Source organism: Empedobacter sp. UBA7248, from assembly GCF_002472945.1.
Lineage (GTDB): Bacteria > Bacteroidota > Bacteroidia > Flavobacteriales > Weeksellaceae > Empedobacter > Empedobacter falsenii_C.
The window spans coordinates 1-18,153 of record NZ_DKSU01000014.1 but is presented as its reverse complement, the minus strand read 5'-3'; the positions used below and the strand labels follow the sequence as shown (position 1 = coordinate 18,153).

Sequence of the window (18,153 nt, the reverse complement as noted above, 5' to 3'; positions counted from 1 at the left end):
TTTAAGTATTTATAAACGATTAATGTTTTTTAAAATTTATTATTTTAGTCAGATTAACACAAAAAAAATGAAAAAACTTTATTACCTAGGCTTAGCCTTAGCTTTGTCAAGCTTTTCTATCGCGCAAGAAAAACTACCAATAGAATGTGCTACAGAATCTTTAATGGAAAATTTCTTTAAAGAAAATCCTGAAGCAAAAAAAGAATATGATTTATTCAATTTAGAGCTATCTGAACTTACTAAAAGTGGCAAATTAAAACAAAACATTCTATCTAGAACTCAACAATCAAAAATTTATGAAATACCAATCGTAGTACATATCATCAGTAAGGGTGATTCTATTGGTCATACTGATAACCCAGCTGATAAACAAATTATAGATTGGATAAACTACACAAACGATGTATTTGCAGGAAAAGCTGACAAGGTTTTAGATGATACAAACGGAGGGGCTACAATACCTGTAAAATTTGTTTTCGCAAAAGTAGATCCCAAAGGAAATCCTACAAATGGTATTGACAGAATTGATTTATCAGGAAACGAACAATTTGTAAAAAATGGATTAAATGGATCTGCAAATTATCCAGGTTTACATGACAAAGAAGTAATTACAAAATACGGTTGGGAACCAACAAAGTATTACAATATTTACGTCGCCCATTATATTGCTTCTGGAACAACAGTAGCAAATGGATACGCAAATTACCCTACTGGAGATTTAGGCGGTGATCGATCTGTAATGCTGGCTAAAGTTTCAAAAGTTGGAGAACAAACAATGGCCCATGAATTTGGTCATGGCCTTGGACTTAGACATACTCACGAAGGTTTTATAGCTGGTGAAGCTAATTTAGCAAAAGGAGCGGATGGTAAATATCTAAAGGATGAAAATGGAGATTATGTTATTAACATTACAAAAGCTGCAGTTTGCCCTACAAATAATGATTGTACTAAAAATGGAGATTTAGTTTGTGATACAGAACCATCTCTATCTCTTTATGATCCAACTATTAACCTTTATAGATGTTTAACTGGAGGAATAAATCAATGTACGAATAATCCTTATGCAGGAGTTGAACAAAACATAATGTCTTACACATATTGTTTTAGAAATAGATTCACACCAGGTCAAGTTGAAAGAGCATTAGCTCACTTATTCAAATATAGAGAAAGCCTAATTAATTCTCCCGTATTAAATAATCAAAAAATAGATAATAACACAACTTTAGTTGAAGCTGTTTGTACACCAAAAGCAATAGATAGTAAAACAGCATATACAATTGGAACAATAAATGTCAACTTTAATGAAATTAATAACTGGACAACTACTTTTAATACTTACGAAAATAATTTTTATAAAGACTACACAAAAGACTACACATTAGCTAAAACGACTACCAATATACCATATGATAAGCCTACTAAACTTACATTAAGATTAGGAGATACATCAAATAAAATGACTACAAAAGTATATATTGACTACAATAATGATGGTGTTTTTTCAGAAACAGATGAAGTCGTTTTCTCCAAGGCCGAAGTATTACAAAATGAAATATTAACAGCTGACATAACTCCTTCTTCTAAAGCAGTATATAACAAACCTCTAAGAATGAGAATAATTACAGACTATGTTGGTACAGATATTAAATCTTGTAACAATCTTCGTTATGGAGATGCAGAAGATTATGCTGTAACAATTGTTAATAATCTCGTAACAAATGATTTAAATTTAAATCAAAATGAAATTATAATTGCAACTTCTAAATCAGAAGTAATTATTAAGGCAAAAAATATTATTTCTAAAATATCAATTACAGATATATCAGGAAAATTAATTTACAATGGAAATAATATAAATCAAAAAGATTTTATTAAAAGCCTTGGAAATAATAACCAAATCTACATTGTAGTTGTCGAACTTAAAAATGGAGAAAAAATTTCTAAAAAAATAATTTTATAAATCAGTTATAAAAGAGTCTTATAAAAATTAAGACTCTTTTATTTTAATTACTTCAACACAAATTTATGTGAAACACTATTTCCATTCTCATCTTGAAATCTAGCGACATAAAATCCTGCGGATAAATTAGAAAGATTTACACTTCCGTTAGAATTTTCTGTATTTATCGTTTTAGTCATTCGTCCTGTTGCATCAATTATTTTGATCGAAATTGGAGATTTAAAATTTAGTTGATAATTTAATATTTTATTTGAAACATAAATTTTAGACCAATTTTCATCAATACCATTTGTACCTAAAGTCGAGGTTTTAGCAGCTTCAACTATATATTCTATCCCTAATTTTGTAAACTTAGCCGCATGCATAGATGTACTTCCCATAAACGCATAAGTGTCTCCGGTTGTGTGTATATTAGGATTATCTTCTCCCATTTTAGACTCGAAAGGTAAAGTCGCCGCATAACCATTTTCCGACCAACTCGCATGATCTGAGCATCCATAACCACATTTTGAAGTATCATACGTGAATTGATGTAAACCAGTTTTGTTGTATTCGTCCATCAATTGCATCAAAAACGAATTGAGATTTGCATCACAATAAGCATCCGTCATCAAAATAACATCTTTCGTAGAACCTTTGTAATTCGTCATATCAAATTGTACATAACCTATTACATTTTTATTCTCCGAAGCGTATTTCTGCGCAATTTCTTTCGATCCTACTAAACCTATTTCTTCTGCTGCGTAAGCCATAATTTCGGTAGTTCGTTGCGGTTTGAAATTATTTTTTAACAACACACGCAAAACTTCGGTGATTGTTGCAATTCCCGACGCATTATCATCTGCTCCTGGTGCAAAAGTTTGATTTGTATTCCAACCAACAGTCGAATCGGCGTGACCTCCAATAATCACAAATTCCTCTTTCTTTTCAATTCCATTAAAAGTCAAAATCAACGATTTCATTGGTGTATTCACATGATCAACAATTTTTACAGCAACATCTGTTCGTCCTGCATCAGCAATCATTTTCTCCCAAATTTCTTTCAATTTAAGAACCGCATCATTCGCTTCTTGTCTTGTATGATAACGCGTTTTGAAACCTTCTAACATCAAAATTGTTTTCTCAATTTCTTTCACATCAACATCATTCAAAGCAGTAGTTATAAAAGCTTGTTCTGATATTGTATAATTGAAAGGTGCTTTTTTCTGAGATGGCTTTTCTTGAAGTGATTGAAGTGCATCTTCTTTCGTATTTCTAAAAACATAACCATGTCCATGCGCAAATTTCCCATGTAAAATTTCAGCAATTGCAGGATGAAAATAAATTGCAGATAAATTATCTTTCGAAGATATTATATCAATTGAATCTGCATGATTTTTTTGTAAAAGAATTGCGTTATCAGTCTCCATTGTCGCAAAAATGAAGTTTTCTTTGGATTGCCCAAAAGAAAAAATAGCATGGAATAAAAAAGGCGTAAAGAATAAAAATTTATTTTTCATAAAATCATAAAAGTGTTACAACAAATATATGATTAATAAATCTTTATGGAATTTATTTTTAATAAAAAATCCATCTTTCGATGGATTTTTTATTAATATTTTAATTGAAACTTTATATAGGTAATCTTTTTACCTTCTTCCAAAAATTTCGATTCGTAATATGTTTGTACTTCCGTTACAATTGCAGGAATATCCGAATGATCTGGATGATAAACATCGTGTGTAGAACGAATTACTTCGTGACCTTCGATGTGAATAACGCCATGTGTATACCCATGTAAAAATTCAGAATCCGTTTTCAAGTTTACTGTTCCTTCTGGTTTCAAGATTGTATTGTAACGTCTCAAAAATTCAGGATCTGTCAAACGATGTTTTGTTCTTCTGTATTTAATCTGTGGATCTGGGAAAGTAATCCAAATTTCGCTCACTTCATTTTCTGCAAAAAGATGATCGATAATTTCGATTTGAGTTCGAAGAAATCCAGCATTTTCTATTCCTTCATCCAAACAAGTCTTAGCACCACGCCAAAATCTTGATCCTTTAATATCTACTCCGATAAAATTACGATCCTTGTCACGACGCGCCATTGCAACTGTATATTCTCCTTTTCCGCATCCAAGTTCTAACACAATTGGATTATCGTTCTTGAAAAATTCTTTGTTCCAATTTCCTTTTAATGCAAACTCATTAATCGCCTCTTCTCGTGTTGGTTGAACAACATTCTGAAAAGTTTTATTTTCGTTAAATCTTCTGATTTTATCTTTTCCCATTTCGGATATATTTTGCGCGAAATTACGAGATTTTGATTAATCTAAAAAACTGTTCTGAAAACACATAAATATCATCAAATAGTATTTATGTAAAAAGGTTTATTATTTTTGTATTGAAAAACTAAAATTAGAAAAATGGATTTTATCAAACAATTTCATAGTGGCTGGGCTTATCTTGTGATTTTGATGGGCGTTATCTTTGTGATTTCAACATTAATTTATGCGATTTCTAAAAAAGATACAAACGCAACGATTAAAAAAATCGGGTTATTTACAACCATTACTTTTCACGTTCAATTATTACTTGGATTAGTCTACTATATTATGATGTTTTCTGCTTTAGAACCATCAGGAATAATGAAAGATTCTGGCTTAAGATTAACTTTTGTTGAACACCCTATGATGATGATTGCAGGTGTTGTTTTTATGACAATTGCTAATGCAAAATTAAAACGATCTACAACTGTACCAATGAGCGTTGCAGTCTTTGCAATTATTGGTTTAGTTTGTATTTTAAGTAGAATTCCTTACCATGTTTGGTTTGCTTAAAAATTTAGAATAAATTCATAGAAAAGAGTATTAAGTTATTAATACTCTTTTTATATTTTTATGTGATTTATAATTTTTTTATTCTAATTTCGTTATTAACAAGTCGCTAAAGCTTTCTTTTAAATTTTAAGAATCTTTGGCACTCGATTTGAAATAGACTTGTACAAACTAAGAAATAAAATGAAATATATAAAATATCTATTCTCTTTGCTTTTGGTTTTAGTAGCTTTTAACCTAAGTGCCCAAGATTTTCATACAGCAAATATCAAGGTTGATTACGAACAAGAAACCGGAACTTTAAATATCACTGCGCGTACATTTACCAATCAGTTGGAAAAAGCAGTTGGTGCAGATGTTTCGAACAAATCTAACTTTGAGAACAAGTTGAAAGCGTATGTAAATAGTAAAGTTGATGTCAAAGTAAATGGCAAAGCTTTAGGAACTTCTTATTATGGTTATCAGGTAAATGATAAATCTACACGAGTTTTCTTTAAGTTTGATAAAATATCTGATATCAGCTCGATAGAACTAAAAGTGGCTTTGTTGACAGATATTTTTAATGATCAGCAAAACATTGTAACTTTTGATGTAAAAAATAAAAAAGACACAAAAGTATTAACAGGAAATAACGACACCGTAAAGATGTCTTTCTAATAAAGCAAAAGCCTTCCGAAATCGGAAGGCTTTTTATTTCAAATATGCTTAATAATTATCTCTAATAATTCGTAATAATTTTTCGTTCTCATTTCGAATCCAAGATAAATCTTTGATCGAATTATTATTCATCAAACTAAAAATTAACATTCTTCCAGATTTCGTTTTCAAATAACCACTCAACGTTACATTATTGTTCAACGTTCCTGTTTTGGCATAAATATAAGGTTGCGCCGAATCTTTGTATCTATTTTTGATTGTTCCCGTTTTACCACCGATTGGGAAAATAGAAAACAAACGTTGCTCAGGAAATTCGTTATACATTTTCCCTAAAACTTGTGCAAAACTTTGTGGTGTAAACAAATTATAACGCGATAATCCCGAACCGTCAAACCACTCTGGTTGTTGTTTCAAATCATTCAACAAATATCTTTTCGAAAAGGTAATCGTTTCAGAAGCGCTCAGTTTTCCTGGTAAAGTACTCGAAGCTAAAATCAATAAATGTTCTGCCAAAAAATTATCGCTATTTTCCATCATTTCGCGGTAAACATCATCTGATTTCTGACTATAAAACACTTTCGGATTATTAACCATTGGCGTTTTGACCATATCAACAGGTTTTCCCAAAATTTGCGACAACGATTTTTCTATCACCGTTTCATTCACAATAAAAGGAACTTTTTCTGTTCGTTTTTTATTGCTGATATAAAATTTATTGTCATAGAAATTCCTCGGCTCTGGCATTTCTCTAATTTCTGTTAATTCTTCAAAATATGTTGGAAATGTTTTGATTGAACTTCCATTTTTCGAAATTGAAACTAAATTTTCATGAATCGGAAACTGACTTCTTTCTGGTGCATAATCTTTTCTAAAATCGTCCCAAGTCCAACCTGGTAAAAAAGATTCTTCGTCGAAATTATTCCAATGAAAAACAATTTTAGAACCATTATTTTTCAGGAAATCTAACACTCGTGTATTTTTATATTTTGGATGCAAAAAAGTTGGATCTCCAGTTCCTTCGATATGCAATTCGTCACCAATCAACTGATATTTGAATGCAGGAATCGAATCATTTAACATTTTCATCGCTGTATACAACGTAAAAATTTTGGAGTTAGAAGCTGGAATAAAAAATTTGTTTCCGTTATAATTATAAATTTCTTCTTTCGTAATTGGATCATATAAATAAAATCCCGTGAATTGAGTGGAATAGAAATCAGAATTGAGATGTTTCTCAATTAATTCGGTCTGTGCAAAAAGATGCACAGACGAAAAAATTGATAATATGGTAAGTAAATACTTCATTAATCTTTGTTCTCGAAAGGAATTGTTGACGAGTTCGATTCATTTTTAATAATCATTTCTGTATGTGGATAAGGCATCGAGATATTATTGTCGTCTAACGTATATTTCACCGCGCGATACAATTGCCAATAAGCCGTCCAATAATCGCTATTTTTCACATAACAACGCACAGCCAAATTCACAGAACTTGCAGCAAATTCTAGAATCTCAACCGTTTTAGATTGTGTATCATCAACCAATTCATTTTTCTCTAAAACATTCAACAAAACTTCGCGCGCTTTGTCAAAATCATCATCATAAGAAATACCAACATTTACATCTAATCGACGATATTCTTTTACAGAATAATTGGTAATTGGATTGTTAAATAAATTCCCGTTTGGCAAAGTAATAATCTGTCCTTTTGCAGTTGCAATTACTGTATTTAGTAAATTTATCGACTCTACACTTCCTTCATTTCCTTGCGATACGATATAATCTCCAACTTTGAAAGGTTTGAAAAGAATAATTAAAATTCCTGCTGCAAAATTTGATAAAGAACCTTGCAAAGCTAAACCAACTGCTAAACCAACACCTCCTAAAGCTGCAACAAAACCAGAAGCATTAAAACCTAATCGCCCTACAACAAAAGTTAATACAATAGCTTTGAACAATATATTAAGAATTGGAATTAAAAACGTGCGAATTGATAAATCGACATTTCGTGCAACCATTCTTTTTTCGATTAACTTGACAAGTTTACCTGTTACCCAAAAACCAATTATTAAGGTTAATAAAGCAGAAACTAAGCTCCATCCAACCTCAGAACCTTTCGTTAATAACCATTGTGTAAAGTTTTCTAAATCCTTAAATGGAGTTGTTATTACATCTTGCAAACTATCTACTTTGTCTTGCTCTTGCATAATTATTCTTTTTTATTAGTAATTCAGTTGATAAAATTAGTTCCAATCTAACATCTTTTCAAAAAAATAGAAAAATTATCATTTTTTTTAACTAATTTTAATAAATATGAATATTGGTACAATATTCGTTAAGAACAAATTACAACTTAAAAAAGGCTATAATTAAAAATTAAAATCTATGAACATTATTGAATTAGTAAAAGGGTATATTACCCCAGATTTGATCTCGAAAACTTCATCAGAATTAGGTGAAAATGAATCAGGAATTTCTAAAGCAATCAATGCATTTATTCCTATTCTTTTAGGAGGTGTTTTAGAAAAAAAGAATTCTACTACAGGCTTATTTCATACCATCAAATCTTTTGGTGCTTCTCGTGGATTAGCAAATATTTCGACAGAACAAGAAACACCAGACACGATTAAAGAATTAATCAGTGTTATTTTTGGTTCGAATGCTCAACCAATCGTTTCTAAAATTGCTGAATATGCAGGAATTTCGACAGGTTCATCTTCAAAATTATTAGACTTAACAGCTTTAACAACTTTTGGATCTATTGGAAAAGAAGCCGAATTTAACAATGTAACAGAAGCTGATTTCTTTTCATCTTTAGGAGGAATTAAAGATAAAATTTTAGGATTAATTCCAACTGGTTTAGGACTTGGAGCTTTAGGTTTAGGAACAATGTTTAATGATGCGCCTAAAATCACTGAAACAATAGATGTTGCAAAAGATCATGTAACTGAAACTATTACAGAAACAAAAAAAGTAGTTGATGTAGAACCAGAAGAAAAACCTTATGTAGCACCAGTTGATGCTTACGCAGAAACTCATAACAACAATGGCGGTGGAGGTTTTTGGAAATGGTTAATTCCATTAATTTTAGTTGCTTTAGCAGCCTTTTTCTTATTAAAAAAATGCAATAAGAACGAAGAAAAAACAGTTGTTACAGAAGAAACTGAAATTGTGGTTGATTCATTGAATGAGGATTCTCTAAACAGTGCACCAAAAGAATTATCTGATATCGATTTAGATGGTGTTGCTTTGAAAGGATACGCAAATGGATTAGAAGATCAAATTATCAAATTTATCAAAGCGCCAGATTTTGCAACAATGACAGAAGATCAATTGAAAGAAAAATGGTTCAACTTTGATAATGTTAACTTCGTTTTTGGTAAAACAGATCAATTAGAGCCAGGTTCTGACGTTCAATTAGATAATGTTGCTGCAATTTTGAAAAAATATCCAACTGCAAAAATTAAACTTGGAGCGTACACAGATAAAGTTGGTGATGATGCGAAAAATAAAGAAATCTCTCAAAAAAGAGCAGATTACTTAAAAGCTGAATTAACAAAACGTGGTGTTGGTGCACAAGTTATTGCTGCCGAAGGTTACGGAGAAGAATTTGCAAAAGTAGCTGAAACAGCTTCTGACGCAGAAAGAGCTTCTGATCGCAAAATGTCATTACGTTTTACAAAATAATCATTTCATAAAATTTCTAAATAAGGGTAAAGGCAACTTTATCCTTATTTTTTTGTTATTTTTTTCGAAACCAACTCGCAACAAGCTAAACAATTAATATCTTTGCACACTATGAAATTTTCAATCGATAAAAAAGACGAATTTTCTAAGGCAAGAGCTGGTGTTGTAGAAACCGATCATGGTAAAATCGAAACACCTATTTTTATGCCAGTTGGTACGGTTGGTACAGTAAAATCTGTTCACCAACGTGAATTAGAAGAAGATATTAAAGCCCAAATCATTCTTGGAAATACTTATCATTTGTATTTGCGTCCAGGAACTGATATTTTGCACAGAGCGGGTGGATTACATAAATTTATGAATTGGCAAAAACCAATTTTGACAGATTCTGGAGGATTCCAAGTGTATTCTTTGGCAACAAGTCGTAAAAAATCTGAAGAAGGTGTGCGTTTCAAATCGCATATCGATGGTTCTTACCACATGTTTACGCCAGAAAAATCAATGGAAATTCAGCGTTATATCGGAGCTGATATTTTTATGGCTTTTGATGAATTAACAGGAATTCCAGCAAAATATCATGATGCAAAACGTGCGATGCATGTCACACATCGTTGGTTGGAGCGTTGTAGAACTTGGTTAAACAATAATCCTGAATATTACGATCACAAACAAACGCTTTTCCCTATTGTACAAGGAAATGATTTCAAAGATTTGCGTCAAGAATCAGCAAAATATATTGCAGATTTCGGTGCAGAAGGAAATGCAATTGGTGGATTATCTGTTGGTGAACCAGAACCTGTGATGTACGAAATGACGGATATCGTAACCGAAATTCTTCCACAAGATAAACCTCGTTATTTAATGGGAGTTGGAACACCTTGGAATATCATCGAATGTATTGCTCTTGGAGTTGATATGTTCGACTGTGTTATGCCAACACGTAACGCGCGTAACGCAATGTTATTCACTTGGAATGGTGTTATGAATATGAAAAATGCAAAATGGAAAGATTGTTTCGAACCATTAGACGAAAACGGAACAAGCTATGTGGATAGTTATTACACAAAAGCCTATGTTCGTCATTTGTTCAATGCCAACGAAGCGTTAGGAAAACAAATTGCATCTGTTCACAACCTTGCGTTTTATTTAGATTTGGTAAGAGTTGCAAGACAGCATATCTTAGCAGGAGATTTCGCTCAATGGAAAGAACAAATTGTTCCACAATTAAAACAACGTCTGTAGTTTGAAAATAATTGATAAATACATCATCCGAAACTTTATCGGAACCTTTATCTTCATGGTTTTGATTTTGTCTACTATCGCCGTTATTGTCGATCTTAGTCAAAAATTAGGACGTATTAATGATAGTGGTTCTACAGCTTTTTCGGCTTTAACCCAATTTTACCCTTATTGGTCTATTTGGATTATTAACACCTTTTTACCAATTGCCGTTTTTATCACTGTGATCTATTTTACATCACGACTGACGATGCAAACCGAAATTGTAGGTGTACTTTCGGGTGGTATTAGTTTTTATCGATTTACACTTCCATATATTTGGGTTGCTATATTTTTAGCTGTTTCTGCTTTGGTAGTAGGAAATGTGGTTTTGCCTTGGGCAAATATTAAAAAAAATAAATACCAATACACCCATTTATTGAGTAACAACGACAAGGAAGAATATTATAAACGACAACGTATCGGTTCGCAAATTTCTCCTGATGAATTTGTTTTTGTTGATAGTTATGACAGAACAGAAAAGTTAGGAAGTTCTTTTATGTATCAAAAATTTGATTCGACTGAGTTGAAAAAACAAATCATCGCTTCAAGTTTTAATTGGAATGATAAAGATTCTACTTATGCATTAATGAGTGTTTACACGCGAGAAATTAACAAGGATAAAACGGAAAAGTTAAATTACGAAGCCAATACAAATTTGAAGTTGCCAGCTTCTCCTGACGAAATTTTACCAGAAGAATATGTTGCTGAAACAATGAATACCTTCGAATTGAATGAATTTATTCAGAAACAAAAAGCAAAAGGCTCTGCCAATGTAAATACATACGAAAATGAATTAAATAACCGTTTGAGCGGTCCATTTTCAACTATTATTTTGACACTTTTGGCTCTATCGCTTTCATCTAAAAAACGTCGTGGAGGAATCGGAATCAATCTTGCAGTTGGTATTTCGTTAGCGTTTGTCTACATTTTCTTCTCGCAAACAACGTCTACGTTTTCCGAAAAAGGATATGTTTCGCCACTTGTCGCCTCGTGGATACCAAACATCGTCTTCGGATTACTAACTTTGTTTTTATATTTCAGACGAGCACGTTCATAAAATATTTCAAAAATCCAGTTCTTTTCGGAACTGGATTTTTTTTTGTATCAACAATACAAGTAAATAATTTATTGAATCCATCTAAAAACTCACCATAATTTAACTAAAATAATTTTTTAAATTCATCAGTTTTCAGAAATAAAATTTTTTATTCAATTGATAATTAATAACTTTAAGATATTCTAAATTAATTTCTTAGATTCTAAAAAAGTTGAAGTGTAAAACTAAAATCAATTGATATGAAAAAAAATTTACTCCTTTTATTTTTAATCCTTTCGGTTTCTATTTTTTCGCAAGAAACATTAAATACAATGTTTTATAATGTGTTCAAATTTCCGAATTCACTTCCTCAAAATCGTCAATTGATCTTAAGAGATATTTTAGACGAATACAAACCAGATTTATTTATGATTTGTGAATTAGTAACAGAAAATGGCGCTGATTTAATCTTAAATACATCTTTGCAAAATCAACCTGATAAATTTGCTCGTGCACTTTTTGTGGCTGACACAACAAAATTAGATGATCCGTTACAAACAATGGTTTTTTATAACACACGCAAATTGACGTTAGTTAATCAACAAAAAATTCCGACAGTTTATCGTGACATCAATCAATATTCTTTTCAATTAAATATTACTTCAAATGATCCTATTCATTTAGAAGTTTTTGTTGCACATCTAAAATCGAGTACAGGGCCTGCAAATCGTCAAATGCGTTTGGAAATGGTGCAAGAAGTCACAAAATCTTTGAAAAAATTAACACAACCTAATACATATGTTCTTTTTGCTGGAGATTTTAATTTTTATAATTCATCAGAACCAGCATATCAAGAAATTATCAATCCAGCAAATGCTATTTTGATGATTGATCCACTCAATTCGCCTGGAAGTTGGCAAGATAATCCAGCTTTTAGTTATTTACACACTCAAAGTACACGCGTTTCTAATATAGGTTTTGGAAGCGGAACTAATGCAGGAGCAAGTGGCGGTTTGGATGATCGTTTTGATTTTATTATGATGAGCGAAAATTTCAAAAACAGCACTCGTTTTTCTTTTATAAACGATAGTTATAAAGCGTATGGAAATAATGGAGATTGTTTAAATAAAGACGTAAAAGATCTTGATTGTACGGGAATTTACTCACAAACTTTACGAACTAATTTGTATAATATGAGCGATCATTTACCTATTGTCATGCAATTTAAAATTCATGAGAATTTAAGTACAAAATCAATTGAATCAAAACCTTTTATCTGGTTGCAATCATCAAATATCACGAATGATAAAATTATAATTGGAGTTGATAAAACTCAATTACATGCTCAAAATAATATACTTTTTATTTACAATTCAGTTGGACAAATTATACAATCGGTTCGTATTAACAATCAATCAAATATAACAATTGATTGTCAAGGCTTAGCGGCTGGAATCTATTATATTAAAACAAAAGAATCGAACGAAATTTTAAAGTTTATAAAAAAATAATTCAATATAAGTTTTATCTAAAACAAGATAATTTCATTCAAAACAATAGCTCAACTATTTACTTAATATTTTAGCTAAAATCAACTCTTTAAAAATTTCGTCAACTTACAGAAAATTCGTAATTTTGCATCTTAGTACAAATTCTAAAAGTAAGATGATAAACATTTCTCTTCCAGATGGAAGTGTAAAACAGTATGAGAGTGGCGTAACTCCTATGGACGTGGCGCTAAGCATTAGTGAAGGTTTAGCACGTAATGTAATTTCGGCTATAGTAAACGATCAACAAGTTGAAACAACAACCCCAATCACCACAGATGCAACGATCAAATTGTTAACCTGGAATGATGAAATGGGTAAAAAAGCTTTTTGGCATTCATCTGCTCACTTATTAGCGCAAGCTATTTTAGAGTTTTATCCAAATGCGAAATTAACAATTGGACCTGCGATTGACAAAGGTTTCTATTACGATGTTGATTTTGGTGAGGATAAATTTACAGAAGCTGATTTTGCGAAAGTAGAAAAAGCAATGTTAGAGAATGCAAAGAAAAAAGCTGAATTCAAATTATATTCAGTTTCGAAAGCAGAAGCATTAGAAACGTATAAAGACAATGAATACAAAACAGAATTAATCTCTAACTTAAATGATGGAGATATTACATTCTGTACACACGATAATTTTACAGATTTATGTCGTGGTGGACACATTCCAAACACTGGAATTGTGAAAGCTGCAAAAATCTTGAATGTTGCTGGAGCTTATTGGCGTGGAGACGAGAAAAACAAAATGTTGACTCGTGTTTACGGTATTACATTCCCAAAACAAAAAGATTTAACAGAATATCTTGAGTTATTAGAAGAAGCAAAAAAACGTGATCACCGTAAACTAGGGAAAGAACTAGGTTTATTTGCTTTCTCAGAAAAAGTTGGTGCAGGTTTACCACTTTGGTTACCAAAAGGAGCTGCTTTGAGAAGAAAATTAGAAAACTTCTTATTGAAAGAGCAACAAAAAATGGGTTACGAAATGGTCATTTCTCCGCACATTGGTCAAAAAGAATTGTATGTAACTTCTGGTCACTACGCTAAATATGGTGCAGATAGTTTTCAGCCAATTAAAACGCCAAACGAAGGAGAAGAATTCTTGTTAAAACCAATGAACTGTCCACATCACTGTGAGATTTACAAAACATCTCAATGGTCGTACCGCGACTTACCAAAACGTTATGCAGAGTTTGGTACTGTTTATCGTTACGAACAATCAGGAGAATTGCACGGTTTAACTCGTGTTCGTGGATTTACTCAAGATGATGCTCACTTATTCTGTACACCAGATCAATTATTAGAAGAATTCAAAAAAGTAATTGATTTAGTCTTATATGTATTTACAAATCTTGGATTTGATAATTATTCGGCTCAAATCTCATTAAGAGATCCAGAGAATAAAGAAAAATACATCGGATCTGATGAAAACTGGGAAAAAGCTGAACAAGCAATTATCACAGCATCAGCAGAAAAAGGTTTACCAACAGTTGTAGAATATGGCGAAGCTGCGTTCTATGGACCTAAGTTAGACTTTATGGTGAAAGATGCATTAGGACGTCAATGGCAATTAGGAACAATCCAAGTGGATTATAACTTACCAGAACGTTTTGATTTAACTTACACTGGAGCAGACAACGAAAAACACAGACCAGTAATGATTCACCGTGCGCCATTCGGCTCTATGGAACGTTTCATTGCCATTTTGTTAGAAAATACAGCAGGTAATTTACCACTTTGGTTAACACCAGATTTATTCACAATTTTACCAATTAGTGAAAAATATGTGGAATATGGAGAAAAAGTATTAAATTTGCTGGCCGAAGAGGAAATTAACGGACTGATTGACAGTAGAAACGAGAAAACTGGTAAAAAAATCCGTGATGCCGAAATCGGTAAAATTCCTTTCATGTTAATCATCGGTGAAAAAGAAGCAGAAAACGGTACAGTTTCTGTAAGAAGACACGGAGAAGGTGATTTAGGAGAGATGACGATTCAAGCATTTATCGACTTCATGAAAGAACAAATCAAATTAAAATAATTTAAAACAGAATAACTATCGCAATTAGAAGAAAAGGCGGCAGAGGTCCAGCCAGAGTAATTAAGGAAGATCAACACAAGATCAATGATAAGATTGACGCGAAAGAAGTACGCGTTGTTGGAGAAGGTATAGAACCTGGTGTATATCCAATAGCTAAAGCTTTAGAACTTGCAGAAGAACAAGGTTTAGATTTGGTAATGATCAGTGAAAAAGCCATTCCACCTGTTTGTCGTGTCGTAGAGTACAAAAAATTCTTATACGAACAAAAGAAAAAAGAAAAAGAACTTAAAGCTAAACAGCAGAAAGTTGTCGTGAAAGAAATTCGTTTTGGTCCTCAGACAGATGATCATGATTACGAATTCAAAAGACGTCACGCAAGATCTTTCTTAGAAGAAGGTTCAAAATTGAAAGCGTATGTTTTCTTCAAAGGACGTTCTATTATCTTTAAAGATCAAGGAGAAATCTTATTGTTACGTTTAGCTCAAGAATTGGAAGATGTTGGAAAAGTAGAACAAATGCCAAAACTTGAAGGTAAAAGAATGATTATGATGATGGGACCTAAGAAATAATTAGGTTCTTATCATCTTACAAAAAATAAAAAACGTTTTAATTTTAAATATTTGTAATCATGCCAAAATTAAAAACAAAATCTGGAGCGAAAAAACGTTTCAAATTAACAGGAACAGGTAAAATTAAAAGAAAACACGCTTTTAAAAGCCACATCCTAACAAAAAAAGAGACTAAACAAAAGAGAAATTTAACTCAAACTGGTTTAGTTGATCAAGCTGATGTTCATTCAGTAAAACAACAATTAAGATTAAAATAAGAACTTGTTCTTATTTGGTTTATTAATTCATTATTAACCCTGTCGATGGGCCTTAAAGCAGAGCAATCTCGCCCACTACAAAAAAATTAAAAATTATGCCAAGATCAGTAAACGCAGTTGCGTCAAGAGCTAGAAGAAAAAGAGTTTTAAAACTTGCAAAAGGATATTACGGAAGAAGAAAAAACGTTTGGACTGTTGCTAAAAATGCAGTAGAAAAAGGTTTGGTATACGCTTACCGCGATAGACGTCAAAAGAAAAGAAATTTCCGTGCGTTATGGATTCAAAGAATTAACGCTGGAGCAAGATTACACGGATTGTCTTACTCTAAATTTATGGGAGCTATCCACAAAGCTGGAATTGAATTAAATCGTAAAGTTTTAGCTGACTTAGCGATGAACAATCCAGAAGCTTTCAAAGCAATCGTAGAAAAAGTAAAATAATTTTTTTAAACAATATTAAAACGTTTTAAAACTTGGCTATTTAGTCAAGTTTTTTTTTGCCTAAATTTGAAGTATTTCATTCTAAACTTATTTTAGAATATCATCATAAATTTTATTTAAAAACCCAACTCAAATGAATCAACAAAAAGATTTATTTCTAAGAATTTGGCCATTTTTTGTCGTATTTTTCATCTACAATTTTGCTGCAATTGCTATGACGCAATATTATGGACGCGACGAATTACATCTGCATTTCAATCAATACAGCAATCATTATCTCGATAAACTCTTTGTTTTTTATACCGATTTCGGAACCTATTATTTATTTTTTCTACTTCTTGGATATCTATTTTGGAAAACAACTCGAAAATATTTTTATTATTTATTAGTTTCTGGAGCAGTTGCAACAACAATTAGTGTTTTCTTTAAGAATGTCTATTTCGAACAAGTTTTACGTCCTGGATATTATTTTACGCAGAAAAAAATAGACATTATTCTAGTCAAAGATTATGCGATACAAATGGCTTCAACTTTTCCTTCGGGACATTCATTAACAGCCGCAATAATTTCGATGACATTATGTTTATTAACCAAAAACAGATGGTTACAATTATTTTTCGCACTCCATTTTCCGAGTATCGCAATTAGTAGAATCTACTTGTCACGCCATTTCGCGATTGATACCGTTGGCGGTTCGTTTATTGGTTTTTTTATATTTATCTTTATGTATTACATCATCAACCAATCTAATAATCCAAAATTAGATCAAAAATTTATCAACAATGGAAATTCAAAATAAACTTAAAATATCATTAATACAATACGATGTAATCTGGGAAGATGCAAAAGCTAATCACGCTTATTTAGATGAATTATTAACCAATCATCAAACCGATATTATACTGCTACCAGAAATGTTTGCTTCAGGATTTTCGATGAATGTAGAAAAAATTGGTCAAAAGCCTTTTGGAGAAACCTTCGAATGGATGCAACACAAAGCCAAAGAATTGAATTCTGCGATTGCTGGAAGCATTTCTACGCATGAAAACGATAAATACTATAACCGATTTTATTTCATCTGTCCAAGCGGCTCTATTTATATTTACGATAAAAAACATTTGTTCAGTTACGGAAAAGAAGCTGGCGTATATTCTGTAGGAGATAAAATTGTAACGATAGATTATAAAGGATGGCAAATTCGTCCTATTGTTTGCTACGATCTACGATTTCCTGTTTGGATTCGCAATACAGAAGAAGATCCGTACGATTTGATACTTTGTAACGCAAGTTGGCCCAAAGCGCGTCGAGAAGCTTGGATTTCACTTCTAAAAGCACGAGCAATCGAAAATATGGCTTTTGTTGCTGGCGTAAATAGAATTGGAGTAGATGGCTATAATCTCCAGTATCAAGGGGATTCACATTTATTTGATACATTGGGACAAGATTTGGAAACAATAAACAATCATCCCGAAATTTTACAATTCGAAATTGATAAAGAAGAACAAGATAAAACTCGAAAGCATTTCAATTTTCTAAATGATAGAGATTCATTTTATTTTGGATAAATACAAGCTCAACTTCGGTTGGGCTTTTTTTATGGAATTATTTGGGCGTTCCCTCACTCTTTGCCTTCCATTTATATTATTCATAGAATAACCAAAAGAATACAAACACAACTAATGTAAATCGCTCGGTCGGGCTATGCGTTGCAATGTTTTATAGAAGAAGATTGAGGTGATTACAGAAAATCCAATTCCTACAAAAGGATTTCCACTGCTATCCCTAACGCGGGTTTTAAGTTCTGAATTTTGAGTAATAAGTTATAAGACGTAAGATTTAAAACTTACAGAACAAAAATCTATT

General features: G+C 31.7%; 17 protein-coding genes. 13 read left to right on the top strand and 4 right to left on the bottom strand.

What is annotated here, in order from left to right; genetic code table 11:
* Positions 1 to 67: 67 nt before the first annotated feature.
* Positions 68 to 1,960, top strand: coding sequence for a M43 family zinc metalloprotease (locus B4A23_RS12445; protein ID WP_291120511.1), 1,893 nt, complete (start codon positions 68 to 70; stop codon positions 1,958 to 1,960).
* Between the two features lie 47 nt (positions 1,961 to 2,007).
* Here the strand turns inward: B4A23_RS12445 and B4A23_RS12440 are convergent, their stop codons facing one another.
* Both B4A23_RS12440 and trmB read right to left on the bottom strand, forming a co-directional pair.
* Positions 2,008 to 3,459 carry a M20/M25/M40 family metallo-hydrolase gene (locus B4A23_RS12440; protein WP_291120509.1) on the bottom strand — a complete coding sequence of 484 codons (1,452 nt, stop codon included), beginning with the start codon at positions 3,457 to 3,459 and terminating at the stop codon, positions 2,008 to 2,010.
* Between the two features lie 92 nt (positions 3,460 to 3,551).
* The gene (gene trmB, locus B4A23_RS12435; protein ID WP_038337121.1) at positions 3,552 to 4,229 is read right to left on the bottom strand and encodes a tRNA (guanosine(46)-N7)-methyltransferase TrmB; all 678 of its coding nucleotides are present in this window, start codon (positions 4,227 to 4,229) and stop codon (positions 3,552 to 3,554) included.
* Between the two features lie 135 nt (positions 4,230 to 4,364).
* On the opposite strand from trmB, the gene B4A23_RS12430 reads away from it, so the two are divergent.
* Together B4A23_RS12430 and B4A23_RS12425 are read left to right on the top strand one after the other, a co-directional pair.
* A complete protein-coding gene (locus B4A23_RS12430; protein ID WP_125349592.1) occupies positions 4,365 to 4,778 on the top strand; it encodes a hypothetical protein in 414 nt (137 codons plus the stop codon).
* 180 nt (positions 4,779 to 4,958) lie between these two features.
* Entirely contained in the window at positions 4,959 to 5,432 is a 474-nt protein-coding gene (locus B4A23_RS12425; protein WP_180905404.1) for a DUF6702 family protein, read from the top strand.
* A 48-nt stretch (positions 5,433 to 5,480) separates the two neighbouring features.
* Here B4A23_RS12425 and B4A23_RS12420 read toward each other — a convergent pair whose 3' ends face one another.
* Positions 5,481 to 6,737 (bottom strand): D-alanyl-D-alanine carboxypeptidase, encoded by a 1,257-nt coding sequence (locus B4A23_RS12420; protein ID WP_291120507.1) that lies wholly within the window; start codon positions 6,735 to 6,737, stop codon positions 5,481 to 5,483.
* Positions 6,737 to 7,639 carry a mechanosensitive ion channel family protein gene (locus B4A23_RS12415; RefSeq protein ID WP_291120505.1) on the bottom strand — a complete coding sequence of 301 codons (903 nt, stop codon included), beginning with the start codon at positions 7,637 to 7,639 and terminating at the stop codon, positions 6,737 to 6,739. Before B4A23_RS12415 ends, B4A23_RS12420 begins: the two co-directional genes overlap by 1 nt.
* Before the next feature lie 178 nt (positions 7,640 to 7,817).
* On the opposite strand from B4A23_RS12415, the gene B4A23_RS12410 reads away from it, so the two are divergent.
* The 10 genes from B4A23_RS12410 (at position 7,818) to B4A23_RS12365 (ending at position 17,855) form a co-directional block, all read left to right on the top strand.
* The gene (locus tag B4A23_RS12410) at positions 7,818 to 9,119 is read left to right on the top strand and encodes an OmpA family protein (RefSeq protein ID WP_291120503.1); all 1,302 of its coding nucleotides are present in this window, start codon (positions 7,818 to 7,820) and stop codon (positions 9,117 to 9,119) included.
* A 111-nt stretch (positions 9,120 to 9,230) separates the two neighbouring features.
* Positions 9,231 to 10,361, top strand: a complete 1,131-nt coding sequence (gene tgt / locus B4A23_RS12405; protein ID WP_038337127.1) for a tRNA guanosine(34) transglycosylase Tgt — start codon at positions 9,231 to 9,233, stop codon at positions 10,359 to 10,361.
* Position 10,362: 1 nt separating this feature from the next.
* Positions 10,363 to 11,457 (top strand): LptF/LptG family permease, encoded by a 1,095-nt coding sequence (locus B4A23_RS12400; protein WP_291120501.1) that lies wholly within the window; start codon positions 10,363 to 10,365, stop codon positions 11,455 to 11,457.
* A 239-nt stretch (positions 11,458 to 11,696) separates the two neighbouring features.
* Complete coding sequence (locus B4A23_RS12395) at positions 11,697 to 12,947, top strand: hypothetical protein (RefSeq protein WP_291120499.1); 1,251 nt, start codon at positions 11,697 to 11,699, stop codon at positions 12,945 to 12,947.
* A 154-nt stretch (positions 12,948 to 13,101) separates the two neighbouring features.
* Complete coding sequence (gene thrS / locus B4A23_RS12390) at positions 13,102 to 15,024, top strand: threonine--tRNA ligase (protein ID WP_038337131.1); 1,923 nt, start codon at positions 13,102 to 13,104, stop codon at positions 15,022 to 15,024.
* A 59-nt stretch (positions 15,025 to 15,083) separates the two neighbouring features.
* A complete protein-coding gene (gene infC / locus B4A23_RS12385) occupies positions 15,084 to 15,593 on the top strand; it encodes a translation initiation factor IF-3 (RefSeq protein WP_236688239.1) in 510 nt (169 codons plus the stop codon).
* Between the two features lie 59 nt (positions 15,594 to 15,652).
* Positions 15,653 to 15,850, top strand: coding sequence for a 50S ribosomal protein L35 (gene rpmI / locus B4A23_RS12380; protein ID WP_038337133.1), 198 nt, complete (start codon positions 15,653 to 15,655; stop codon positions 15,848 to 15,850).
* A gap of 95 nt (positions 15,851 to 15,945) precedes the next feature.
* Positions 15,946 to 16,290: a 50S ribosomal protein L20 gene (rplT, locus tag B4A23_RS12375; RefSeq protein ID WP_038337134.1), complete on the top strand. Its 345-nt coding sequence runs from the start codon at positions 15,946 to 15,948 to the stop codon at positions 16,288 to 16,290.
* A 133-nt stretch (positions 16,291 to 16,423) separates the two neighbouring features.
* Complete coding sequence (locus B4A23_RS12370) at positions 16,424 to 17,089, top strand: phosphatase PAP2 family protein (RefSeq protein WP_291120497.1); 666 nt, start codon at positions 16,424 to 16,426, stop codon at positions 17,087 to 17,089.
* On the top strand, positions 17,073 to 17,855 hold the full coding sequence (locus B4A23_RS12365; protein WP_291120495.1) for a nitrilase-related carbon-nitrogen hydrolase: 783 nt from the start codon (positions 17,073 to 17,075) through the stop codon (positions 17,853 to 17,855). The genes B4A23_RS12370 and B4A23_RS12365 overlap by 17 nt, the downstream gene beginning before the upstream one ends.
* Positions 17,856 to 18,153: the final 298 nt, after the last annotated feature.

Excerpts from the sequence above, each read along its gene's own strand:
- tgt (WP_038337127.1), top strand. The coding sequence starts at position 9,231 with ATGAAATTTTCAATCGATAAAAAAGACGAATTTTCTAAGGCAAGAGCT.
- B4A23_RS12395 (WP_291120499.1), top strand. The coding sequence starts at position 11,697 with ATGAAAAAAAATTTACTCCTTTTATTTTTAATCCTTTCGGTTTCTATT.
- B4A23_RS12445 (WP_291120511.1), top strand. The coding sequence starts at position 68 with ATGAAAAAACTTTATTACCTAGGCTTAGCCTTAGCTTTGTCAAGCTTT.
- B4A23_RS12415 (WP_291120505.1), bottom strand. The coding sequence starts at position 7,639 with ATGCAAGAGCAAGACAAAGTAGATAGTTTGCAAGATGTAATAACAACT.
- B4A23_RS12430 (WP_125349592.1), top strand. The coding sequence starts at position 4,365 with ATGGATTTTATCAAACAATTTCATAGTGGCTGGGCTTATCTTGTGATT.
- thrS (WP_038337131.1), top strand. The coding sequence starts at position 13,102 with ATGATAAACATTTCTCTTCCAGATGGAAGTGTAAAACAGTATGAGAGT.
- B4A23_RS12365 (WP_291120495.1), top strand. The coding sequence starts at position 17,073 with ATGGAAATTCAAAATAAACTTAAAATATCATTAATACAATACGATGTA.
- B4A23_RS12425 (WP_180905404.1), top strand. The coding sequence starts at position 4,959 with ATGAAATATATAAAATATCTATTCTCTTTGCTTTTGGTTTTAGTAGCT.
- trmB (WP_038337121.1), bottom strand. The coding sequence starts at position 4,229 with ATGGGAAAAGATAAAATCAGAAGATTTAACGAAAATAAAACTTTTCAG.
- B4A23_RS12370 (WP_291120497.1), top strand. The coding sequence starts at position 16,424 with ATGAATCAACAAAAAGATTTATTTCTAAGAATTTGGCCATTTTTTGTC.
- B4A23_RS12410 (WP_291120503.1), top strand. The coding sequence starts at position 7,818 with ATGAACATTATTGAATTAGTAAAAGGGTATATTACCCCAGATTTGATC.
- B4A23_RS12440 (WP_291120509.1), bottom strand. The coding sequence starts at position 3,459 with ATGAAAAATAAATTTTTATTCTTTACGCCTTTTTTATTCCATGCTATT.
- B4A23_RS12420 (WP_291120507.1), bottom strand. The coding sequence starts at position 6,737 with ATGAAGTATTTACTTACCATATTATCAATTTTTTCGTCTGTGCATCTT.
- rplT (WP_038337134.1), top strand. The coding sequence starts at position 15,946 with ATGCCAAGATCAGTAAACGCAGTTGCGTCAAGAGCTAGAAGAAAAAGA.
- rpmI (WP_038337133.1), top strand. The coding sequence starts at position 15,653 with ATGCCAAAATTAAAAACAAAATCTGGAGCGAAAAAACGTTTCAAATTA.